This window comes from Pseudomonas fluorescens (assembly GCF_001307275.1).
In the GTDB taxonomy this organism is placed as follows: Bacteria; Pseudomonadota; Gammaproteobacteria; order Pseudomonadales; family Pseudomonadaceae; genus Aquipseudomonas; species Aquipseudomonas fluorescens_AA.
The window spans coordinates 6,571,836-6,592,359 of sequence record NZ_CP012831.1 but is presented as its reverse complement, the minus strand read 5'-3'; the positions used below and the strand labels follow the sequence as shown (position 1 = coordinate 6,592,359).

The window sequence follows — 20,524 nt, the reverse complement described above, 5'->3', positions numbered from 1 at the left end:
AGCAACAGGCCGGGCATAGGCATGCAAAATACTTAACCCAGTAAAGTTTTTAAAGGGTTTATTTCGTTACCGCCCCTCGACGACGTAGCTGGATGCCGCGGTCCAGACGCCTGGCAAGAGGCAAAACGCCATGCCCCACGTGGCGAAATCAGGCACAGAGATGGCGCGTTCAGGTAACTGACGCGAGAGGGAAGGCAGGTAACGTGGCGCGACTTTTCACCGCAAGTGCGCACGTTCGCCCAGGGTGGATCAACACAACCAAACGGTGCCGCTTCCAGGAGGGGCGGGAAAACCAGCAACACCGACTGTCCCTGCGCGCGTCTCAATGTTCGATCACAAGAGAATAAAAAAAATGACCAGCCCCAGCTTCAAGGACTCGAACGGCCATCTGGCACAGGGCTTCAAGCCTCGTCACGTCACCATGCTGTCCATCGCCGGAATCATCGGTGCGGGTCTGTTCGTGGGATCGGGCCATGCCATTGCCGCCGCCGGCCCGGCCGTCATGCTGGCCTATCTGTTTTCCGGGCTGTTGGTGGTCCTGGTCATGCGCATGCTGGGCGAGATGGCCGTCGCCAACCCGGACACCGGCTCCTTCTCCACCTATGCCGACCAGGCCATCGGACGCTGGGCAGGCTTCACCATCGGTTGGCTCTACTGGTGGTTCTGGGTGCTGGTGATTCCCATCGAAGCGTTGGCCGCCGGTCATGTACTCAACCAGTGGTTTCCCGCCGTCGATGCCTGGCTGTTCGCCTCGGTGTCGATCGTGTTGCTGGCCGTGACGAATCTGTTCAGCGTGTCGAAGTACGGTGAGTTCGAGTTCTGGTTCGCCATGGCCAAGGTCGTGGCGATCATCGGCTTCATCTCCCTGGGTTTCGCGGTGCTGATGGGCTGGATTCCCGAGCGCGAGGCCAGCGGCCTGAGTCGGTTGATGGAGGAGCATGGCGGGTTCGCCCCCAATGGCCTGTCGGCGGTGGTGGGCGCGTTCATCACCATCATGTTCAGCTTCATCGGTACAGAGGCGGTAACGATCGCCGCCGCCGAATCCGATAACCCTGCGCAGAACATTGCCAAGGCCACTCGTTCGGTGATCTGGCGTATCGGTGTGTTCTACCTGCTGTCGATCTTCGTGGTCATTTCCGTGGTGCCCTGGAACGATCCGCTCCTGGCTTCAGTCGGTTCCTACCAGCGGGCCCTGGAGCTGATGAACATTCCCCACGCCAAATTCCTGGTGGATATGGTGGTGCTGATCGCCGTGGCCAGTTGCATGAACTCTTCGATCTATATCGCCTCGCGGATGTTGTACTCCTTGGGGCGCCGTGGCGATGCGCCAAAGGCCTTGAAGGTCACGTCCTCGGCCGGCGTGCCACGGTCCGCGGTGATTGCCAGTACCGTGTTGGGCGCGGGTGTCACGTTGTTCAGCTACTTCATGCCCGCCGGCCTGTTCCAGTTCCTGCTCGCCAGCTCCGGCGCCATCGCCTTGCTGGTGTACCTGGTGATCGCCATCTCGCAACTGCGCATGCGCCGAATGATGCAACGGCAGAACATCGAGCTGCCTTTTCGCATGTGGCTGTTCCCTTGGCTGACCTGGTTGGTCATCGTGTTCATCTCGGCGGCGCTGGCGGTCATGATGATCACCCCCGAGCACCGCAGCGAGGTCAGTACCACCCTGGGCCTGGCGCTGATCATTTCCTTTATCGGCCTGGCGACGTCGCGGCATGCGCCCCAGCCTGAGCGTGTCGCTTCCCTCGGTTAGCCCGGCATTTTTGCCCTGTTGACGCCACGTTACTGGCGTCAACAAAACCGCCTTTCAAGCCCATTCAAGGCACAAAAACCTCAGTCTTGAAGCGCGGCCCTTCCGCCTGTCACCCACTTGCAAACCCAGCCTTGCGAACCGGCACTAACCCGCAGCCGCGTTGTCAGTAATTGGCGCCTGTAGGGATGAGGAGCGTCCCTGGTATCGGCACATCAGCTGGATAGTTTTTTCTCGAGCTCCCTCGGTGAAAAGAGCCTCGCGATGGATTGCGTCCTGGACCGACAATTTCTTTTGCAGGCGATTTCCCATGGGGTTTCTACTCGATCCGCGTCATGACATCGATGCTGCCTTATTGAGCTACCGCCGGGTGTTCTGGGCCCTGGCGTTGTTCAGTGGCGTGATCAATCTGCTGGTGCTGGTGCCGTCGCTGTACATGATGCAGGTCTACGACCGGGTCCTGACCAGCCGCAACGAAACCACCTTGTTCATGCTCACCTTGATGGCCCTGGGACTGTTCATGTTCAGTGCCCTGATCGAGTGGGTGCGCGGCGAGGTGATGATCCGTATGAGCGCGGGGCTGGACGATGCCTTGGGCGAGCGGGTCTTCGACGCGGCTTTCGCCCGCAGCCTGCGCGAACACAACGCCAACCCGGCGCAGGTGCTCAGCGACCTGGCGACGTTGCGCCAGTTGATCACTGGGCAGGGCTTGATCGCGTTGCTCGACGCACCCTGGCTGCCGATCTTCCTGCTGGTGGCGTTCATCTTTCATCCCTGGTTCGGCGTGCTGACGCTGGTGCTCGCCCTGGTGCTGATCGGCTTGGCACTGTGGGGCGAACTGGCGACGCGCGCGCGCCTGGGCGAAGCCAATCGCTTGGGGGTGCAGTCGTCGATTTACGTCAACAGCACGCTGCACAACGCCGAAGTCATCCAGGCCCTGGGCATGCTCGGGCCGTTGCGTCAGCGCTGGAGCCTGCTGCAGCAACGCATCATTGCCGCCCAGGCCCATGCCAGCGACCGCGGCGCGCGCATCACTTCGGCGACGCGTTTCGTGCGGATCTCCGGGCAGTCCTTGGCCTTGGGGCTGGGGGCCTTGCTGGTGCTCGAAGGCCAACTGTCGGCGGGCATGATGATTGCGATGTCGCTGTTGCTCGGGCGAGCCCTGGCGCCCGTGGAAATCGCCATCGGCTCGTGGAAACAATTCAACGCCGGGCGCCAAAGCTATCAGCGCCTGAGCCAATTGCTGGCCCAGCACCCGCGTGAACGCCTGCGCATGCCGTTGCCACCGCCCAGCGGCGCGGTGCGCCTGGAACAGCTGTATGTCGGCCCGCCGGGGGCTTCGCAGCCGATCCTGCGCGGGATCAATTTCAGCCTCGCCAAGGGCGACGTGCTGGCCGTGGTCGGGCCCAGCGCCAGCGGCAAATCGACACTGGCCCGGGCCCTGGTCGGGGTCTGGCCGGCCATGGGCGGGTCGGTGCGCCTGGACGATGCCGAGATCAGCCAGTGGTCCCACGATGCCCTGGGGCCGCACCTTGGCTACCTGCCCCAGGACATCGAGTTGTTCGACGGCACGGTCGCCGACAACATCGCCCGTTTCGGTGAGCAGGACGCCGACAAAATCATCGCCGCCGGACGGCATGCCGGCATCCACGAAATGATCCTGAGGTTTCCCAAGGGCTACGACACGCCGCTGGGCCCCGGCGGACTTGGCTTGTCCGGTGGGCAAAAACAACGCCTGGGCCTGGCTCGCGCACTCTACGGGCGGCCGTCGCTGATCGTGCTCGATGAGCCCAACTCCAATCTCGATGACGCCGGTGAGCTGGCGCTGGTCCAGGCGATCAGTGCGCTCAAGGCGGCCGGCAGCACCGTGGTGTTGATCACTCACCGGCCCAGTGTGCTGGCGGTGGTCGATCACATCCTGGTGCTCAAGGACGGTACTCAACAGGCGTTCGGCCCTCGGGACCGGGTGCTCAAGGCATTGATGCCGGGGCCGCGACCGGCCACGGTCAGGGAGGCTGGCAAAGATGCGTGATCTGATTCCGGAGGCACACGCTTACAGCGAGCAGGGGCTGAGCGTGCGCAACACCCTGGCGCTGCCCAGCGCCAGGACCGATGCCGGACATGCAGCGCGTTATGGCGTGGGGTTCCTGGTCCTGACGCTGGGTGGTTTCCTGCTCTGGGCCTGCCTGGCGCCACTCGACCAGGGCGTGGTGGGCAGCGGCACCGTGGTGGTGGCGGGGGAGCGCAAGGCGGTGCAGTCGTTGGTCGGCGGGGTGGTGGAAAAGCTCCTGGTCAGCGATGGCGACCGCGTCACCCAGGGGCAATTGCTCGTGCAACTCAACACGGTGCAGGCGCAGTCGCAACTGGACGTGACCCTGGGCAAGCTGCTCAATGATCGCAGCGTCGAGGCGCGCTTGATTGCCGAGCGCCTGGGCAGCGCCGAGATCCAATGGCCCGCGGAACTGCTGGCCCACGCCGACGAGCCGCGGGTCAAGGCGGCCATGGCGTTGCAGAGCCAGTTGTTCATCACTCGCCGTGCGGAGCTGGGCAGCCGCTTGCAGATCATCGAGCACGAAGCCGCGGCATTGCAGCAACAACTGCTTGGCTACGAAGGCGTCAAGCGCAACTACGACGCGCAGATGCGCTTCCAGCAGCAAGAGCTTGAAGGCCTGCGTGACCTGGCCCGGGAAGGCTACGTTCCACGCAACAAACTGTTCGAGGCCGAGCGCAACGCGGCCCAGTTGGCGGGGCAGATCGCTTCTGGGGTGGGCGATGTCGGCAGGACCCGGCAGGCGATCAACGAAAGCCGGCTCAAGGCCTTGCAGGCGCAGCAGGAGTTCCGCCGCGATGCCGAAACCCAGCTCAGTGAAGTCTCGGCCGAGGCGGCCGGTTATGCCGATCAGATCCGGGCCTTGCAGTTTGAAGTCGACAACGGTGCGATCCGCGCGCCAGTGGCCGGGCAGGTCATGGACGTGAGCATTCATACGGTCGGCGGCGTTGCGCAGGCCGGCCAGACCCTGATGCAGGTGGTGCCGCTGGATGCGCCGATGGCGATCACCGCTCGCTTCGAGCCGCTGATGGCCAACAAACTGCGCCCGGGCCTGCCGGTGCATGTGCATTTCACCGCGCTGCAACGGGTGGACACACCCACGGTCACCGGCACGGTGACGACGGTGTCGGCGGACCAGTTGATCAATGAGCAGACACACCAACCGTACTTCTCCGCCAAGGTCGAGATTCCCGCCGACACTGTGGTCGCGTTGCAGAGCGCCGGCCTGCAGGTGCGCCCCGGCATGCTCGCCGATGTCACGGTGGTGACGGGCGAACGCACCTTGATGAATTACCTGATGAAGCCTTTGCGTGAACGCTTGCTGGCAGCCTTCAAGGAGGAATGAGCATGGTCGACCGTTGCCGCTACCGTTGGCGTGTATTGCTGGGCCTGTATACCGGTTGGGCGGTGATCAATCCGCTGTGGGCCGCCGAGGGTGGCCTGAGCCTCACTGCCGCCTACGACGCTTCGCGCCTCAACGATCCGACCGTGCAATCGGCGGCTCACGCTTTTGAAGCTTCGCGGCATGAAGAGGACATCGGCCGTGGTGGCCTCTACCCGCAAGTGTCGCTGACCTCGCGCTACGGCTACGGCGGACGTACCGACGGCGGTGACGACAGCACTTACGTCAACAGCAACGATTACCAGGCGAACAACGTCACCCTGGCGGCGCAGCAGCCGCTCTACGACAAGGCCCGCTGGGCGGCGTACCAGGAAGGCAAGGCGCGGGGGCAACTGGGTACCCAGGTGTTCGACGTGGCCGGTCAGACCTTGTATGACCGGGTGGCAAAGGGGTATTTCGACGTTGCCCGTGCCGAGAACGAGATCAAGCTGATCCAGCAGCAAAAGGCGGCCATCCAAGGCTTGGTCATCCAGAGCAAAAAACTGTACGAGGGCGGCCAGGGCGCGATCACCGATATCGATGAGGCCCAGGCGCGGCTCGACCTGGTGCAAGCCCAGGAGGCTGAAGCCCAGGCGCGCCGCGTGGCCGCCTTGCGGGTTTTGTCCGGGCGGGCCAGCGTGCCTATCGATGACATCCAGCCGATGCGCGAAGAACTGGCCGCCGGTAGCCCGATCCCGCCGGAGCAGGACTTGCCGTACTGGACGGCGATTGCCCGCCAGGCCAGTCCCGAGCTGGCCGCCCGGCTGGCGGCAGTGAAAGTCGCCGAAGCCCAGGCCGACAGTCAGCGCGCCGGGCATTATCCGACCCTGTCGTTGACCACTCAATTGACCCGCCGGGAAACCCGTCAATACCAGGAACTCGATCCGCGCCAGGACACCTATTACGTGGGCGTGCAGTTGGACATTCCGCTGTATCGCGGCGGGGCGGTACGGGCCTCGGTGGCCAAGGCCGAAGCACAACTGGCTGGTGCCCAGTCCGACTACGATGTGCAGCGCCAACAACTGGCCGAGGACATCGAGGCTGATTACCTGGGCGTCGTCGCCGGGTTCACCAAGAGCAAGGCCATGCAGCGGGCGGTAGAGTCCAACCAGCGAGCACTGACGTCGACGGAAAAAGGTTTCCAGGGTGGCGTGCGTTCCACGGTGGATATTCTTGATGCGCAGCAGCGGTTGTTCCAGGCCCGCCGGGACCTGCTCAATACCAAGCTCGACATGCTGCAAAGCTATGTGAGCCTGCACACCCACACTGGCCAGATGAACCGCGCGGTGCTCGAACAGGTGCAAAGCTTGTTCTAGACAATCCAGGGTTCAAGTTCGCCACAAAAACTGTCCAGGCGCTGTGCTTGCCTTCAATCTTTCAGGCACAGCACGCCCTCCTGTGGGAGCGAGCTTGCTCGCGATAGCGGTGGGGCAGTCAGCATCCATGCTGGATGTGCTGCCGTCATCGCGAGCAAGCTCGCTCCCACATCTGGGGACTTGCTTCAGGCGGTGAAGTCGCTGGCGTGCAGCTCCTTGACGCCCACCAGTTCGAATTCGAACTCGGGGGTGGCGTCGGCGTTGGTACTGCCGGAGAGGATGCCATCGACGAAGCGCAACTGGCCGGTGGCGTTGGTGGCGTCGAAGGCATTGCTGCCGATGAACGTGAAGGCATCGACGGTGGCGGTCAGCGGGTTGGCGTCCAGGCCGGTGAGGTCCAACTTGTCGAACTCCGCGCTCTTGAAACCGCTGATCACATCGCGCAAAGCCCCGACGCCCATGTCCGACAGCGCACCAAACGCGTAGGTGTCCGCGCCCGTGCCACCGGTGAGGTTGTCGGTGCCCGCGCCACCGATCAACCGGTCATCGCCCGAACCGCCCACCAGCGTATCGTTGCCTGCACCGCCATTCAGGATGTTCCCCGCGCTGTTACCGGACAGACTGTCGGCATAGGCGCTTCCCGTCAGGTTCTCGATGAATTTCAAGGTATCGAGCCCGGACCCCACCGTGTTTTGTTGCGCAGACGTCGAGAGGTTCACCGTAACACCGGACAGGGCTCGTTCGAACGACACCGTATCGTTGCCATCGCGCCCGTCCAGGATGTTGTTGCCGGCGCCGGCGAACAGCGTGTTGTCCAGCGCGTTGCCCGTGCCATTGGCGGCGCCAGTGCTGTCGATGTACAGGTTTTCGACATTGTTACCCAAGGTATAGGCGGCCAGGCTGCTGTGCACACTGTCGATCCCGCCCGTCACCGCATTGCCGTTGGTCTCGATCACGCTGTCGTCGGCATTGTCGACAAAGTAACTGTCGTTGCCGTCACCACCGCTCATGCTGTCGGCCCCGGCGGCGCCATCGAGCACGTTATGGGCGGCGTTGCCGGTGATGAAGTTTCGCCGCTCGTTACCGGTGCCGTCGATCTCCGATATGCCGGTGAGTACCAGGTTTTCGAGGTTGGCGCCCAGGGTCCAACTGACCGAAGCCTGCACGGTGTCGATCTGCGAGGCCGAGGTGTTGGTTTCCACCACACTGTCGAACGCGTTGTCGACCACGTAGATGTCGTTGCCATCGCCGCCGGTCATGGTGTCGGCGCCCAGGTCGCCATTGATCGTGTCGTTGCCCGAGCTGCCCACCAGGGTATCGTCCTGGTCGGTGCCGGAGATCATCCCGCCCTGGTTCTGGGCGTTGTCGAAAATGTCCTGCACGCTGTTGTTGTCGTTGGGGTTGCCCTGGAAGCCCAGGTCATCGGCAATGTAATCCGCCAGGCGTTGTCCGACGATTTCCGCCGATTCCTCGTGCAGGTGCCAGACGTCATCGGGATACACCAGCGGATCGACTTCGTAGCGCAAGGGCAGGTCGGTGTAGTCCACCGCCAGCTTGACGTCGGCACGTTCGGCGGCCATGGCCTCCTGGGCGGCGCGGACATAACCGACGCCTTCGACGATGGAGGCAATCTTCTCTTCCGAGTAACCCCGGGCCCGCGCCGCATCCTGTTCGTAGTGCCCGGTCTCCATCAGGTACACACTGAAATTGCCGAACTGGGCGTGCAGGTAATCGAAGACTTTCAGGGTCGCGGCTTTATACGCCGCCGCAGCCGCGGCCTTGTCCGTGGCGCGGGCGATTTCCTGGGCGGCTTCCTCGCCCTGGCCCCAGATGATGCCCATGGTGACGTTGTCGATCGACTGCAGCTCGGTGCGCTGGTCACGCAGTAGCGTCACTGCCCGCAACAGTGCCGGCCCGGGTTGGTTGGTGTCTGTCAACCACCAGCACAGCTGGAGTTCCTCGGGGCTGAGTGTGGACAAGCCGTTGACCGTACTGCCGCCGACCGCGATGTCGATACCGTTGCCATCGGCATCGGTGAACTGGCTGCGCACGTCGTAGGTGGTGTAGCGGTTCAGGTCATTGACCAGCATCGAAGTGCCGGACTGGTCGTCGTCCTCGGTCATGCGCAGCAGGCGCGCATTGGATTGGCCGAGGGTGGGCAGGTAGAGAATGTCCTGCTGGGCACGCTCGCCGAAGACGAAGTCGTTGGCGGTGAGGGTGTTGAGGTAGTTGCCGTTGAGGGCGATCTCGAAGCGATTGCCATCGGCGTCGGCTTCGGCGGACTTGATGTAGGTCTTGTCACCGGCCGCGTTCAGGGTCATGTACAACGTGCCGTTGCTGCCATCGCCGAGGCCGAGAAAGCCCAGCCCCGAGACGTCGATTTTGTCGACGCCAACGGTGAAGTCATAAATCGTGTCGGTGGCGGTGACACCACCGGTGTCGTAGTCGCGGTAGCTGTCGGACAGGTTGCTGTAGCGAAACGTGTCGGCGCCATCGCCACCGTACAACGAGTCCCGTCCGGCACCGCCGTCGACGATGTCCGCGCCGGTGCCGGCCTTGATCGTATCGTTGCCGCCGAGGCCGAGGATCAGGTCCGCGCCTGTCGTGCCGTTGAGGGTTTCGCCGTTGTTGGTGCCGGTAATGGTGTTGGCGGGCGCATCGGCCACCACCAGGGTGAAGTTGTCGCTGACCGAGGCGCCCGAGGGATCGGTGGCCTTGACCAGGACGTCGTAGTTGCCCGCAGCGGTGCTGGTCGGCGTGCCGCTGAAGGTCAGGCTGGTGGCATTGAAACTCAGCCAGGCGGGCAGGGCGTTGCCGTTGGCGAGGGTCGCGGTGTAGGTCAGCACATCCTGGTTGGCGTCGGTGAAGCTGTTGCTTGCCACGGTGTATTTGAAGGGCGTGCTTTCACTGGCGTTCTGGTCCAGGAGTGGGGTGGCCACGACCGGGGCCACATTGGTGGGGTTGGTCTGGTCGGCGAAGACGAAGTGATTGGCCGTCAGGCTGCTGACGAAGTTGCCTGCCATCGAGATCTCGAACCGGTTGCCGTTGGCGTCGACCGTGAGGTCCTTGAGGTAGGTGCGGTTGGTCGACGAACTGTAAGTGACCTGCAGAGTACCGTTGAGCCCGTTGCCCAGGCCGGTATAGCCGAGGGCCGACACGTCGATCTTGTCGGCGGCCACGTCGAAGTCGAGGATCTGGTCACTGGCGCTGGTGGAACTGGTGCGGTAGCTGTCGAGTTTCGAGGTGTAGCGGAACACATCAGCGCCGGTGCCGCCGGTGAGTTTGTCGACCCCGGTGCCGCCGACCAGGATGTCGTTGCCGGCGCCGCCATTGAGGGTGTCGTTGCCCGCGCCACCGAACAGTTGTTCATTGGCCGCGGTGCCGGTCAGTGTGTCGTTGTTCGGCGTGCCATTGATCACAATGGTGGCGGGGACGTCCTGCACGGCGAGGGTAAAACTGTCACTGACGGTGGCGTTGCTGCCATCGGTGGCCGTGACCTGGATCGAGTAGGTGCCCGACGCGGTGTCGGGAGGCGTGCCGTTGAAGGTGCGAGTGGCGGCATCGAAGGTCAGCCAGCTGGGCAGGGCGCTGCCATTGGCGAGCTTGGCGGTGTAGCTCAGGCTGTCGTTATCCGGATCGGTGAAGCTGGTGGCCGGCACCACGTAGCTGAACGGGGTGTTTTCGGTGGCGTTCTGATCCACCAGCGGCGTCGCCAGCACGGGCGCCTGGTTGGTTGGCGACGTGGTGGCGAACACGAAGTTGGCGCTGGTCAGGGTGTTGAGGTAATTACCGTCCAGTGCCACTTCGAAGCGGTTGCCATTGGCGTCGGCCTCCAGGGATTTGATGTAGGTCTTGGTGCCGGCGCTGTTGAGCACCAGGTACACGGTGTTGTTCTTGCCATCCCCCAGGCCGGTGAAACCCATGGCCGAGAGGTCGATCTTGTCGGCGCTGACGTTGAAGTCGGTGATCAGGTCGCCCAGGTTGGCGCCGCCGGTGTTGTAGTTGCGATAGCTGTCCAGGCGATTGGCGAACACAAAGGTATCCGCCCCAGTGCCGCCGGTGAGGGTATCCATCCCGGCACCGCCGTCGAGCTTGTCGTCGCCGGCGCCGCCACTGAGGCTGTCATTGCCCGCCAGGCCGAGCAAGGTGTCGGCCGCATCGCTACCCAGCAGTGAGTCGCTGTCACTGGTGCCCGTGATCACGCGATTGAAAATGAAATTGCTCGCCGTCAGGGTGCTGGCCAGGTTCCCCGAGAGGATCAGCTCGAAGCGATTGCCACTGGCATCGGCGTCGAAGTCCTTGATGTAGGTGCGGTTGTTGCTGGCGCTGTAGCTGACCTGCAGGGTGCCGCCACGGCCATTTCCCAGCCCGGTGAAGCCGAGGCCGGCGAGGTCGATCTTGTCCTGGGTGACATCGAAGTCGGTGATGGTGTCATCGAAGCTGGTGGTTGCGTTGCGGTAACTGTCCGACTGAGCGACGAACCGGAATGTATCGGCGCCGGTGCCGCCGGTGAGTTTGTCGACGCCTGCGCCCCCGACGAGGATGTCGCCCCCGGCCGCGCCATTGATGGTGTCGTTGCCCGCGCCGCCATAGAAAATCTCGCTGGCGGCGCTGCCGAGCAGGGTGTCGTTGCCCGGAGTGCCTTGTACGGTGGTCATCGGTACCGTGGCGCTGACGTAGCTGCCGTCGCCATAGACCAGCGTGGCGCCCTTGCTGGTGTGGCTGATGGTGTTGGCGATGATGGCGTTGCGGTCGGTGCCGTCTTCATTGCGCTCTGCAACACCGTAGGTCGACAGGTCGCTGCCGCTGATGATGTTGCCCTGGATGAGGTTATCGCTGCCGTTGAAGTACTTGCCAGACACGCCCAGGGTGTCGTCGTAGGACTGGATGATGATTTCCGGTACGGCACTGCCCAGGGAGTTGTTGTTGAGGGTGTTGTCGATGACCTCGACGTGGTTGCTGCCGTAGATGCGGATCCCGGCACTGGTGTTGTCATGGATGTCGACGCCCGTGACGGTCACTTCGCTGGAGAGTTTGATCAGCACCCCTTCGGCGCCGTTGCCGTACACCTCGCCGCCGGTGATGGTGATGTTGCTGGGCGAGGGAATGTCCTCGCTGCCGCGCTGCACCACGATGCCATTGCCGCCGTTGTCGTAGGCGACGTTATTGGTCAGGGTGAAATCGTGGGTGCTGGTGACGACGTTGAAACCGTGGCGGTCGTTGTTGTAGGCGACGTTGTTTTCGAAGGTGCTGTCGCTGAGGAAGTCGGCGACGAAACCGTCCAGGCCGTTGCCGTGGGACACGCTGTTCTTGATGACCATGTTGACGGTTTGCTCGTGGGGGTCGAAACCGTACCCGGAGCAATCCTTGATCTCGACGCTGTCGAGGGTGACGTTGGAGTCGTAGCCTTCTTCGCCGGGAATGTAGCCGTTGAACCAGCCGTCGACCTTGCCGGTGGTGCTGTCGCGGTTGCCGTCGATGGTGAGGTTGCTCACGCCGAAATCGTGGGTTTCCTCGCCATAGGCCGAGCGAATGATGCCGGTGATCTTGGTGTCGGAGCCATCGGCCAGCTTGACCGTGGTGTCGCCCATGCCGTCGCCGTACAGATAGACGTTGCTCTTGAGCATCAGGCAGCCGTCGGAAGGTTCCTCACCCCCCGAAACGATGTAGGTGCCGGTGGGCATGTACACCTGCCCACCGCCGGCCGCGGCCGCCGCATCGATCGCACTCTGGATGGCTGCTGTGTCGTCTGTGATGCCATCTCCTTTGGCGCCAAAATTTTGTACGTTGAAAATCATGAGCTTATCTCCGTATCAGGCTTAAACCTAGGTAGACGTCAACATTCCATCGACGACCTTCGTGTTATGACCCAACGGAGCGCAAAAGTTGTGACCGCATATCGGGGAAAGTGTCAAAAAGCCGGACTAACTGATCAGCGGTTGTGTGGAATGTGCGCAAGAGCAACGTTCCGTTGACGCTTTCCCGCGCCTGACGACGCCGACTGTGGGAGCGAGCTTGCTCGCGATAGCGTCGGATCAGCTGCATCGATGTGGACTGACACACCGCTATCGCGAGCAAGCTCGCTCCCACAGGGTTCGTTGATATGGCTGGCATGCGGTTTCCTTGATTGGCATCAACCCCACTTCCGGGCCCGCGGGATAACCTCGAATAAACCAGCGCCCTGCTGAAAGGGGCGACCGAGGCCCCCATGAGTTATCCGCTGTTCCTGACCTTGCACCTGTTTGCCGCGCTGGTGTTCATCGGCACGGTGTTCTTCGAGGTCCTGTTCCTGGAAAGCATCCGCAAGCAACTGCCCACCAAGGTCATGGTGTTGCTGGAACAGGGCATCAGCCGGCGCGCCCGGCAGTTGATGCCATGGGTGCTGCTGGTGCTGTTCGGCGCGGGCGGCGGCATGGTCTGGCTGCGCTATTGGCCGGCATTGTCGTCGCCGTTGCAGTCGTCCTTCGGCGTGCTGCTGGGGCTGAAGATCCTGTTGGCGGGCAGTGTGCTGGGGCATTTCCTCTGGGCCATGTGGCTGTTCAAGCGCGCCCGCATGAACGCCCGCTACGTGCACATCATCCATGTCAGCGTGTTCCTGCACATGGTGGCGATCGTGCTGCTGGCCAAGGGCATGTTCTACATCACCTGGTAAGCGCTGGCGGCGGGGGCCAAGGCGCTTGATACAGGTCAAGGTGGCCCGGCGGGTTAGCGCGCAAACTGCCCCTGCACAGTCACTCGGAGATTGTCATGTTCGACCCGTTCCATACCCTCGTTGAGCGCCCCTCGGGACGTGTCCCACGGGTGGCTGATTTCGATTGCCCAGTCGGTACACGAAGATTCCACACCGGCATCGGGTCCCTCGACCTGCTTCGGGGGTTGCGCACCAGCCGCCAGAAACGACGGCCCCTATCCGTGGCGGTGCACCTGCCGTCGCGTTTGCGGCTGGCGTCGTGTTCGCCCCTTGCCAGTGACTGCCGATGCGGCGAGATCGAGGGCTATCTGCAGCGCCTGGCGTATGAAATGGGTTTGGTCGGTTGCCACCTGGGGGCAGGGCGGCGCGTCGAGCAGTTTTGCCTGACCGGTGGCACACCGGTGATCGCTCATTTGCAGAAACTGATGAGCGATCTGCGCAAGCGCTTCGACTTCAGCGAGTACGACGGTGCCGATCACAGCATCGAAGTGGACCTGCATCACACCGACTGGTCGACCATGGGCCTGATCCGTGACCAGGGTTTCACCCATGTCAGCATCGGCGTGCCCGACATTGGCGTCGACAGCGCGCTGTCGGTCGATTGCTACCAGAACCCGGCGCCGATCCATTCGCTGATCGATGCGGCGCGCACGTTTGGTTTTCGCTCCATCAACATTGACTTGGGCTACGGCCACGCCTGGCAGACACCCAACAGTTTCGCCCTGAAACTGGCGACGCTGATCGAACTGGAACCGGACCGGCTGCACGTTTTCGACTATGCCCGCGCGCCTTATCGTTATCGCTCGAAGAACGCCGGAGTGGCTGGCGCCTTTTGCAGCACGGCCGACAAGGACGCCATGCGGCGCATCTGTTGCGAACAGTTGATCGGTGCCGGTTATCACTACATCGGCCTGGGCCAGTTCGTCAGGGCCGACGATGACCTGGCGGTAGCCCAGGAGCACGGACGCCTGCATCGCAATTGCCAGGGTTTTACCCGTCACGGTTGCTGTGACCACGTGGGTTTCGGTTTGTCGGCCATCACTCAGATCGAGCACCTGTACGTACAAAACACCGACGATCTGCTTCGCTATTGCCAGCAACTGGATGCCGGGCAATTGCCGGTGTGTCGTGGCTGGCGTTGCGAAGCGCAGGACCAGGTCAGCGCGAGCGTGACCGAGCAGCTTTCCTGTGACCTGGAGCTGGACATACCAGCCATCGAAGCCCGTTTCGGCCTGGTGTTTCGCGAGCACTTCGCGTCTGTCTGGCCGTTGCTGGAAGCGTTGCATGATCAGGGATTGATCGAACTGACGAGCCGGTTTATCGGCATCTTGCCCGCCGGGCGCTTGAACGTGGATGCGATCTGTAACCTGTTCGACCCGGCACCGGATGAGGCAAGCCCACACGCTTTTGAAAAGTTGAACCCTTCATGACGACTGCCTCCGGTTTCAATCGTGCCCTGGTGGAGAAATACGACCGCCCGGGCCCGCGCTACACCTCCTATCCGACGGCCCCGCAGTTCCACCAGGCCTTTGCCATGGACGAGTACCGCCAGGCCGCCAAGCGCAGTCACGAGGCTGCGCAGCCCAAGTCGTTGTCGGTGTACATCCATATCCCGTTCTGCCAGAGCCTTTGCTATTACTGCGCGTGCCACAAGATTATCACCCGCAAGACCCATCGCGCCGCCGAATACCTGACCTACCTCAAGCGCGAAATAGCCCTGCAAGCGGCCTTGTTCGACCGCTCGCGCAAACTGACCCAGTTGCATTTGGGCGGGGGCACGCCGACTTACCTGACCCATGGGCAACTGGCCGATCTGATGGACTGTCTGCACCAGTCGTTCGACATGGATGACAGCGATGCCCATGAGTTTTCCATCGAGGTCGATCCGCGGACCATCGATGCGCAACAGATCCAAGGCCTGCGCCAACTGGGATTCAATCGCCTGAGCTTTGGCGTCCAGGATTTCGATGCCCAGGTGCAGATTGCCGTCAACCGGGTGCAAAGCGAGGCCCAGGTCGTCGCGCTGGTGGAGGCCGCGCGCCGGGCGCGCTTCAAATCCGTCAGCGTCGATCTGATCTATGGCCTGCCGTTGCAGACCATCGCCAGTTTCGATACCACTTTGAGCAAGATCATCGCCCTGCGTCCGGACCGGATCGCGGCCTACAGCTACGCCCACCTGCCGCAACGGGTACGGGCGCAGCGGATGATTCGCCCCGAAGACATGCCGCCGCCCGAGCGCAAGCTGCAATTGCTGGAACTGACCATCAATCGCCTGACCGAAGCCGGCTACGTCTACATCGGCATGGACCATTTCGCTTTGCCGGATGACGAACTGGTGCGCGCCCGCGCCCAGGGCACCTTGCAGCGCAATTTCCAAGGCTATTCCACCCACGCCGATTGCGACCTGATTGGCCTGGGGGTGTCGTCGATCGGCAAGGTGGGTGACAGCTACAACCAGAACGTCAAGGAGCTTTCCCAGTATTACGCCTGGCTGGATCAAGGCCTGCTACCGGTGCAGCGCGGCTATCGGCTGAGCGACGATGACCGCCTGCGGCGTGAGGTCATCAGCGAGCTGATGTGCCATGGGCGCATCGACTTCGACCGGATAGACAACGCCTTCGGCATTCGATTTGGCGAATACTTCGCCGATGCCCTGGAACGACTCCAGGAGCTGGTGCGCGACGGGTTGCTGGACATTCGCGACGATGAGTTGGTGCTGTTGCCCCAGGGCCAATTGATGATGCGCAACGTGGCCATGGCGTTCGACGCATACCTGGAGGCCGACCAGACAGTCCAGTATTCGCGTACGGTCTGACGACGCTCAAGGCGCATCGGACTGCTTTTGTGGCGAGGGAGCTTGCTCCCGCTGGGGGGCGAAGCAGCCCCGAAACCTGCCACTGAGGAGTGTCAGGTTGATTGCGTTCAGCTTCTTTGGGGCTGCTGCGCAGCCCAGCGGGAGCAAGCTCCCTCGCCACAGGGACCGGTTTTCATCTTGCCGATCGGGGTCGCTATGAACTTTCAGTGCCCGGGTTTCCGGAAGCTGGGATCAGGTCGCGTATCGCATAGAAACCCTGCACCAGGCGATTCTTGGCTCGGTACTCACACAAGAGCAGCAAGGTATCCGGCATCTGGGAGATGGACGAGGCCTGTTTGACCACCATCGTCTTGCCTCCCGAACGTAAGCGCACCAGTGTCCCGGGTTCGAATGTGCCCATTTGCAGTCACCTCACAGTCACGTTGCTTGTGCGTTCTACCCAACCCCCGCCCAGGGCCTTGTACAGATTGACTTCGGCGAGCAGCTGCGACAGCCGGTCGACGATCAGGGTTTGCTGGGCGTTGAACAGCGAGCGTTGGGCATCGAGGAAGGTCAGGCTGCTATCCACGCCGATGCGATAACGTCGCTCCGCCAGGCGGTAGTAATCCTGGTTGGCTTGCACCAGATCGCGCTGGGCGATCAATTGGTCTTTATAGGTCTTGCGTGCCGCCAGGCCATCGGACACTTCCTGGAAGGCGGTCTGGATGGCTTTCTCGTATTGCGACACGCGGATGTCTTTCTGGATTTTCGAGTAGTTCAGGCTCGCCCGAAGGCTGCCCGCGTTGAAAATCGGCAGGTTGATCTGCGGTTGAAATGTCCAGCTGCCCGACCCGCCCTTGAACAGCCCGGACAGTTCCGTACTGGAACTGCCCGCGTTGGCGGTCAGGCTGATGCTCGGGAAAAAGGCGGCACGGGCCGCGCCGATGTTGGCGTTGGCCGATTGCAGCAGGTACTCGGCCTCCAGGATGTCCGGCCGGCGTTGCAGCAAGTCCGAAGGCAGGCCCGCCGGTACTTCGCTGAGCAGGTCCGATGCCAGTGGACGGCCGGGCAGGTCATCGGCGACCGACGTGCCCACCAGCAACGTGAGGTTGTTGAGATCCTGGGCGACCTGGCGCTGGAACTTCGCCAGGCTGGCCCTGGCGCTTTCCACCGAGGTTCGCGATTGGCTCAGGTTCAAGGCCGAGGCGGTGCCGACCTGGTTACTGCGTTCGGTCAGGCGCAGGCTTTGCTCATAGGACTGGAGCGTGTCCTGGGTCAGCGCCAGCAGTTCCTGGTCGGCACGCCAGGTCAGGTAGGCACTGGCCACGCTGGCCACCAGGCTCAATTGGCTGCTGCGGCGGGCCTCTTCGCTGGACAGATAGATCAGCGACGCCTGGTCGCTGAGGCTGCGTATACGCCCGAACAGGTCCAGTTCATAAGCGCTGATCCCCAGGGTTGCCGAATACGAACTGCTGATCGCGGCGTTACCGGTTCCGGTGAGGCTGGCCGGCAGGCGCTGGCGCGAACCGGTGCCGTTGGCGCTGATCGCCGGGAAGAGGTCAGCCCGCTGGATCCGGTACTGCGCCTGGTAAGCCTCGACGTTCAACGCCGCTACCCGCAAGTCGCGGTTGTTGGCCAGCGCGCTTTCGATCAGTTGCGCCAGCACCGGATCCTGGAACAGATCACGCCAACCCTGTTCGGCCGCCAGGGGCCCCGACAAGGCCGGGGCATAGGCCGAGGTTTGCGGATACTGCCCGGCGACCGGAGCGTCGGGCCGTTGGTAGTCCGGGATCAGCGAACAACCGCCCAGCATGAATGCCGCGGCCGCCAGGGGGCTCAAGAGTTTATGCATCGACCTGTTATCTCATTGTGGTGCCTGCCCAGACCCCGCGGGCGCAGGCAGGCGGGTTCTGGCGGGCCGTGCGCGGCGAGCCGTCATGATCCGATCATCCATTTCGCCAGCCCATGCCGCCCACTCACGCCCAGCTTGGCGGCGGCACGCTTGAGGTAGGTTTCGATGGAGCTGTTCTTGACCTGTAGCTTTTCCGCAATCTCCGGCACGGTACCCCCGGCCAGCAGGCCCAGGCAGACTTCTTTTTCCCGCACGGAAAGGGTGACGTCGCAGGGGCTCAATCGATCATTGAAATCCCGTTGCAACTGGGTCTGTTCGGCGGCATCGAGTGGATGGCCCGTAGCGCTGCCAGAGGCTTTGAAAGATTGGCGATTGAGGTGCGCATGACGCTCGGCCAGGGGCAACAGCGTTTCGGAAAGGTATTTCAGAAAGGACAGTTCCTGAAGGGAAAAGTCGCGCTGTACCTGAGGGCGTTGCAATGAGATCACACAGCGGCGGTTGGCCTTGCGTGAAATCAGAATGCACTGGTGGGAAGTGCCGAGGCAGTCATTGCCTCTTTCATCTTTCATTCGTGCGTTCAGATGGATCAGCAGGGCGTCATCCACTTCCAGCACTCTTTTCACCAAGGGGTGATCGTTGCGCTGTATCGCCGTGGTGGGGCAGGGGGACTGCATGTGCACGTTTTTTTCCGCACCCGCATACCCCAACAGCTGTACATCGAGGACGTTCGACTGGGTGTCGTCGGCTGTCCATTCACTCAATTCGAGTCGACTGACAGGCACCGTTGTTTCGATCATCTGGTGCACGTTGGTCAAGAAACTCTCGTGTCCGACACTTGAAATCAGCTTTCCTAGCTCTACGTAGAGGTGCGATTTTTCTGCACCCTCAATACACGCATGTCGATTCATAGTCCTTATTCCTGCTTACTCGAAAAAACTCCGCATCCGTGATGTTGACGGAAGAAAATCCGACCGCTTCCAAAATGCTTGAGCCTCTTCTGGAGTTGATACTTGGAGTCAATAACGTCTTGTGGACCTATTGACTTAAACGGTTTAGCCGGTAGGGCTATTAGGCGTTTCCATGTGGGAAAAGTCTGTAAGGGAAAACAGGGACATTCCGGGTCAGTCAGTGGGGGGTGGGTTCTTGGATACCTCCGGGCAAAAAACACGTTGGGTCACAGTTTTTTTCCTTTACGATGATCGCCGCGGGGGACGGCTTTCAGCGCGGTTTAATGAAAATATTCAGCTAAATCAAGTGGTTGTATTCTAGGTTCGATTGTCGAGAGGTTGCTTTTTTCATGATTGTCAACGTGGGAATTGTCTTGCAGTAGTGTCCCAATTCCGGAATCCCAGTATGGTGAAGAATTCTCGTTTATCGATTTTCCTCCCGGTGCATGTCGTTTTTTGTCTATATGGGAGTCGCTTTTTGTCATTGACGCTTTAGTGTCATCGGTAACCGGTCGGGTTTCACGCCGTCCCGCCCAGCTCGCTCAGTGACCGTTTCGCCAAGTCATGCGCAGGGCTTGAACGAGAGGAGGTCGATGTTCTTTTTCCGCAAGCTGCTCTGTGGCGTCAGGCGCATATACCATTCTCGCAGCCAGCAGGCGAGGCTCGATTCGCTTTGCTCGATACCGCTCATGAAGCGCGCGGCATTGACGATCCCGTTGGCCCGCGGGTGACGATGGGCCTGGTAGTGCAGTAGCGCGGTGCGCAGGTCCGGCGTTTGCGTCAGTCGATCGGCCAGTACCACGGCATCCTCGATCGCCTGTGCGGCACCTTGGCCCAGGCTGGGCAGCATGGGATGAGCCGCATCGCCCAAGAGCACCACGTGTCCATCGCAGAATTGCTCGACGGGATGGCGGTCCCGGGCATGCATTTTCAGTATGACGCTCTCAGGGGTGGCCTCGATGGCGGCCACGACTTCCGGCGCCCAGTCGGCGTAGGCTGCGAGCACTTCCTGCTTGCTGATGTTCAAGGCGGCATCCGCCGCGTTTTCGTGATTGCAGGTGCCCCACCAATACGCCTGGCCGTCCCCGACATCGCAGAGCCCGAAGCGCTTGCCGCGTCCCCAGTAATGCGCCACGTAGCCTTCGGTCATGACCGGATGGCTGAAGGGCACTACCGCCAGCCAGGCGACATAACCCGATGGGCGGGTTGGGGTTTCGCCGAGCATCTGCTGGCGAATCACCGAGTTCAGTCCATCGGCGCCAATCAACAGATCCGCTTCCTGGAGGCTGCCGTCTTCGAACCGCACCACCACACCATCGGGGCGAGGGTCATACCCCGTGCAGCGCAGCCCGGTCGTCAAGGTGTCGGGGGCGAGCTGCTGCGCCAACGCGCGCAGCAACAGCGGGCGCTGGATATTCACACTGGGATGACCCAACTGTTCGCCGATCTCGTGGATCGGCATGCGGGTGATGGCATCGCCCTGGTGTTTCTTGAAGAAGAAGTCGCGGATCACCTGGCCGGCCTGTTCCACCGGAACATGGGCGTCAATCGAGTGCAACGCCGCCATGGCATTGGCCATGACGGACAAGCCGGTGCCACCGGTGCGCAGTGTCTGGGCCGCTTCGAAGACCTTGACCTGCCAGCCCGCGCGCTGCAGCGCGATGGCGGCGGTCAGCCCGCCGATCCCGGCGCCGGCGACAATGGCTTTTTTGGGTGCTGTCATGCTGTTTTACCTGTATCGGG

11 protein-coding genes are annotated in these 20,524 nt (G+C 62.1%); 7 read left to right on the top strand and 4 right to left on the bottom strand.

Translation table 11 applies throughout. The annotated features are described in order from the left end of the window. The first annotated feature begins 352 nt into the window (after positions 1–352). The 4 genes from gabP to AO356_RS28350 all read left to right on the top strand — a co-directional run bounded on the left by gabP (position 353) and on the right by AO356_RS28350 (position 6,497). On the top strand, positions 353–1,753 hold the full coding sequence (gabP, locus tag AO356_RS28365; protein ID WP_060742653.1) for a GABA permease: 1,401 nt from the start codon (positions 353–355) through the stop codon (positions 1,751–1,753). 307 nt (positions 1,754–2,060) lie between these two features. Continuing rightward, the gene (locus tag AO356_RS28360; RefSeq protein ID WP_060742652.1) at positions 2,061–3,782 is read left to right on the top strand and encodes a type I secretion system permease/ATPase; all 1,722 of its coding nucleotides are present in this window, start codon (positions 2,061–2,063) and stop codon (positions 3,780–3,782) included. Next, positions 3,775–5,145: an HlyD family type I secretion periplasmic adaptor subunit gene (locus tag AO356_RS28355; RefSeq protein ID WP_060742651.1), complete on the top strand. Its 1,371-nt coding sequence runs from the start codon at positions 3,775–3,777 to the stop codon at positions 5,143–5,145. Before AO356_RS28360 ends, AO356_RS28355 begins: the two co-directional genes overlap by 8 nt. A gap of 2 nt (positions 5,146–5,147) precedes the next feature. Beyond that, positions 5,148–6,497 carry a TolC family outer membrane protein gene (locus tag AO356_RS28350; protein WP_060742650.1) on the top strand — a complete coding sequence of 450 codons (1,350 nt, stop codon included), beginning with the start codon at positions 5,148–5,150 and terminating at the stop codon, positions 6,495–6,497. A gap of 185 nt (positions 6,498–6,682) precedes the next feature. On the opposite strand, the gene AO356_RS28345 is transcribed toward AO356_RS28350, so the two are convergent. After that, positions 6,683–12,295 carry a putative Ig domain-containing protein gene (locus tag AO356_RS28345; RefSeq protein ID WP_060742649.1) on the bottom strand — a complete coding sequence of 1,871 codons (5,613 nt, stop codon included), beginning with the start codon at positions 12,293–12,295 and terminating at the stop codon, positions 6,683–6,685. Positions 12,296–12,705: 410 nt separating this feature from the next. On the opposite strand from AO356_RS28345, the gene AO356_RS28340 reads away from it, so the two are divergent. The 3 genes from AO356_RS28340 to hemN all read left to right on the top strand — a co-directional run bounded on the left by AO356_RS28340 (position 12,706) and on the right by hemN (position 16,003). Beyond that, positions 12,706–13,149, top strand: a complete 444-nt coding sequence (locus tag AO356_RS28340) for a CopD family copper resistance protein (protein WP_060742648.1) — start codon at positions 12,706–12,708, stop codon at positions 13,147–13,149. A gap of 95 nt (positions 13,150–13,244) precedes the next feature. After that, entirely contained in the window at positions 13,245–14,618 is a 1,374-nt protein-coding gene (locus AO356_RS28335; RefSeq protein ID WP_060742647.1) for a coproporphyrinogen III oxidase, read from the top strand. Continuing rightward, positions 14,615–16,003, top strand: coding sequence for an oxygen-independent coproporphyrinogen III oxidase (gene hemN / locus AO356_RS28330; protein WP_060742646.1), 1,389 nt, complete (start codon positions 14,615–14,617; stop codon positions 16,001–16,003). The genes AO356_RS28335 and hemN overlap by 4 nt, the downstream gene beginning before the upstream one ends. 406 nt (positions 16,004–16,409) lie before the next feature. On the opposite strand, the gene adeC is transcribed toward hemN, so the two are convergent. The 3 genes from adeC to AO356_RS28310 all read right to left on the bottom strand — a co-directional run bounded on the left by adeC (position 16,410) and on the right by AO356_RS28310 (position 20,504). Then, complete coding sequence (adeC, locus tag AO356_RS28320; protein WP_060742644.1) at positions 16,410–17,834, bottom strand: AdeC/AdeK/OprM family multidrug efflux complex outer membrane factor; 1,425 nt, start codon at positions 17,832–17,834, stop codon at positions 16,410–16,412. Positions 17,835–17,917: 83 nt separating this feature from the next. Continuing rightward, a complete protein-coding gene (locus AO356_RS28315; protein ID WP_060742643.1) occupies positions 17,918–18,742 on the bottom strand; it encodes a helix-turn-helix transcriptional regulator in 825 nt (274 codons plus the stop codon). A 601-nt stretch (positions 18,743–19,343) separates the two neighbouring features. Further along, positions 19,344–20,504 carry an FAD-dependent monooxygenase gene (locus AO356_RS28310; protein WP_060742642.1) on the bottom strand — a complete coding sequence of 387 codons (1,161 nt, stop codon included), beginning with the start codon at positions 20,502–20,504 and terminating at the stop codon, positions 19,344–19,346. Positions 20,505–20,524 lie beyond the last annotated feature (20 nt).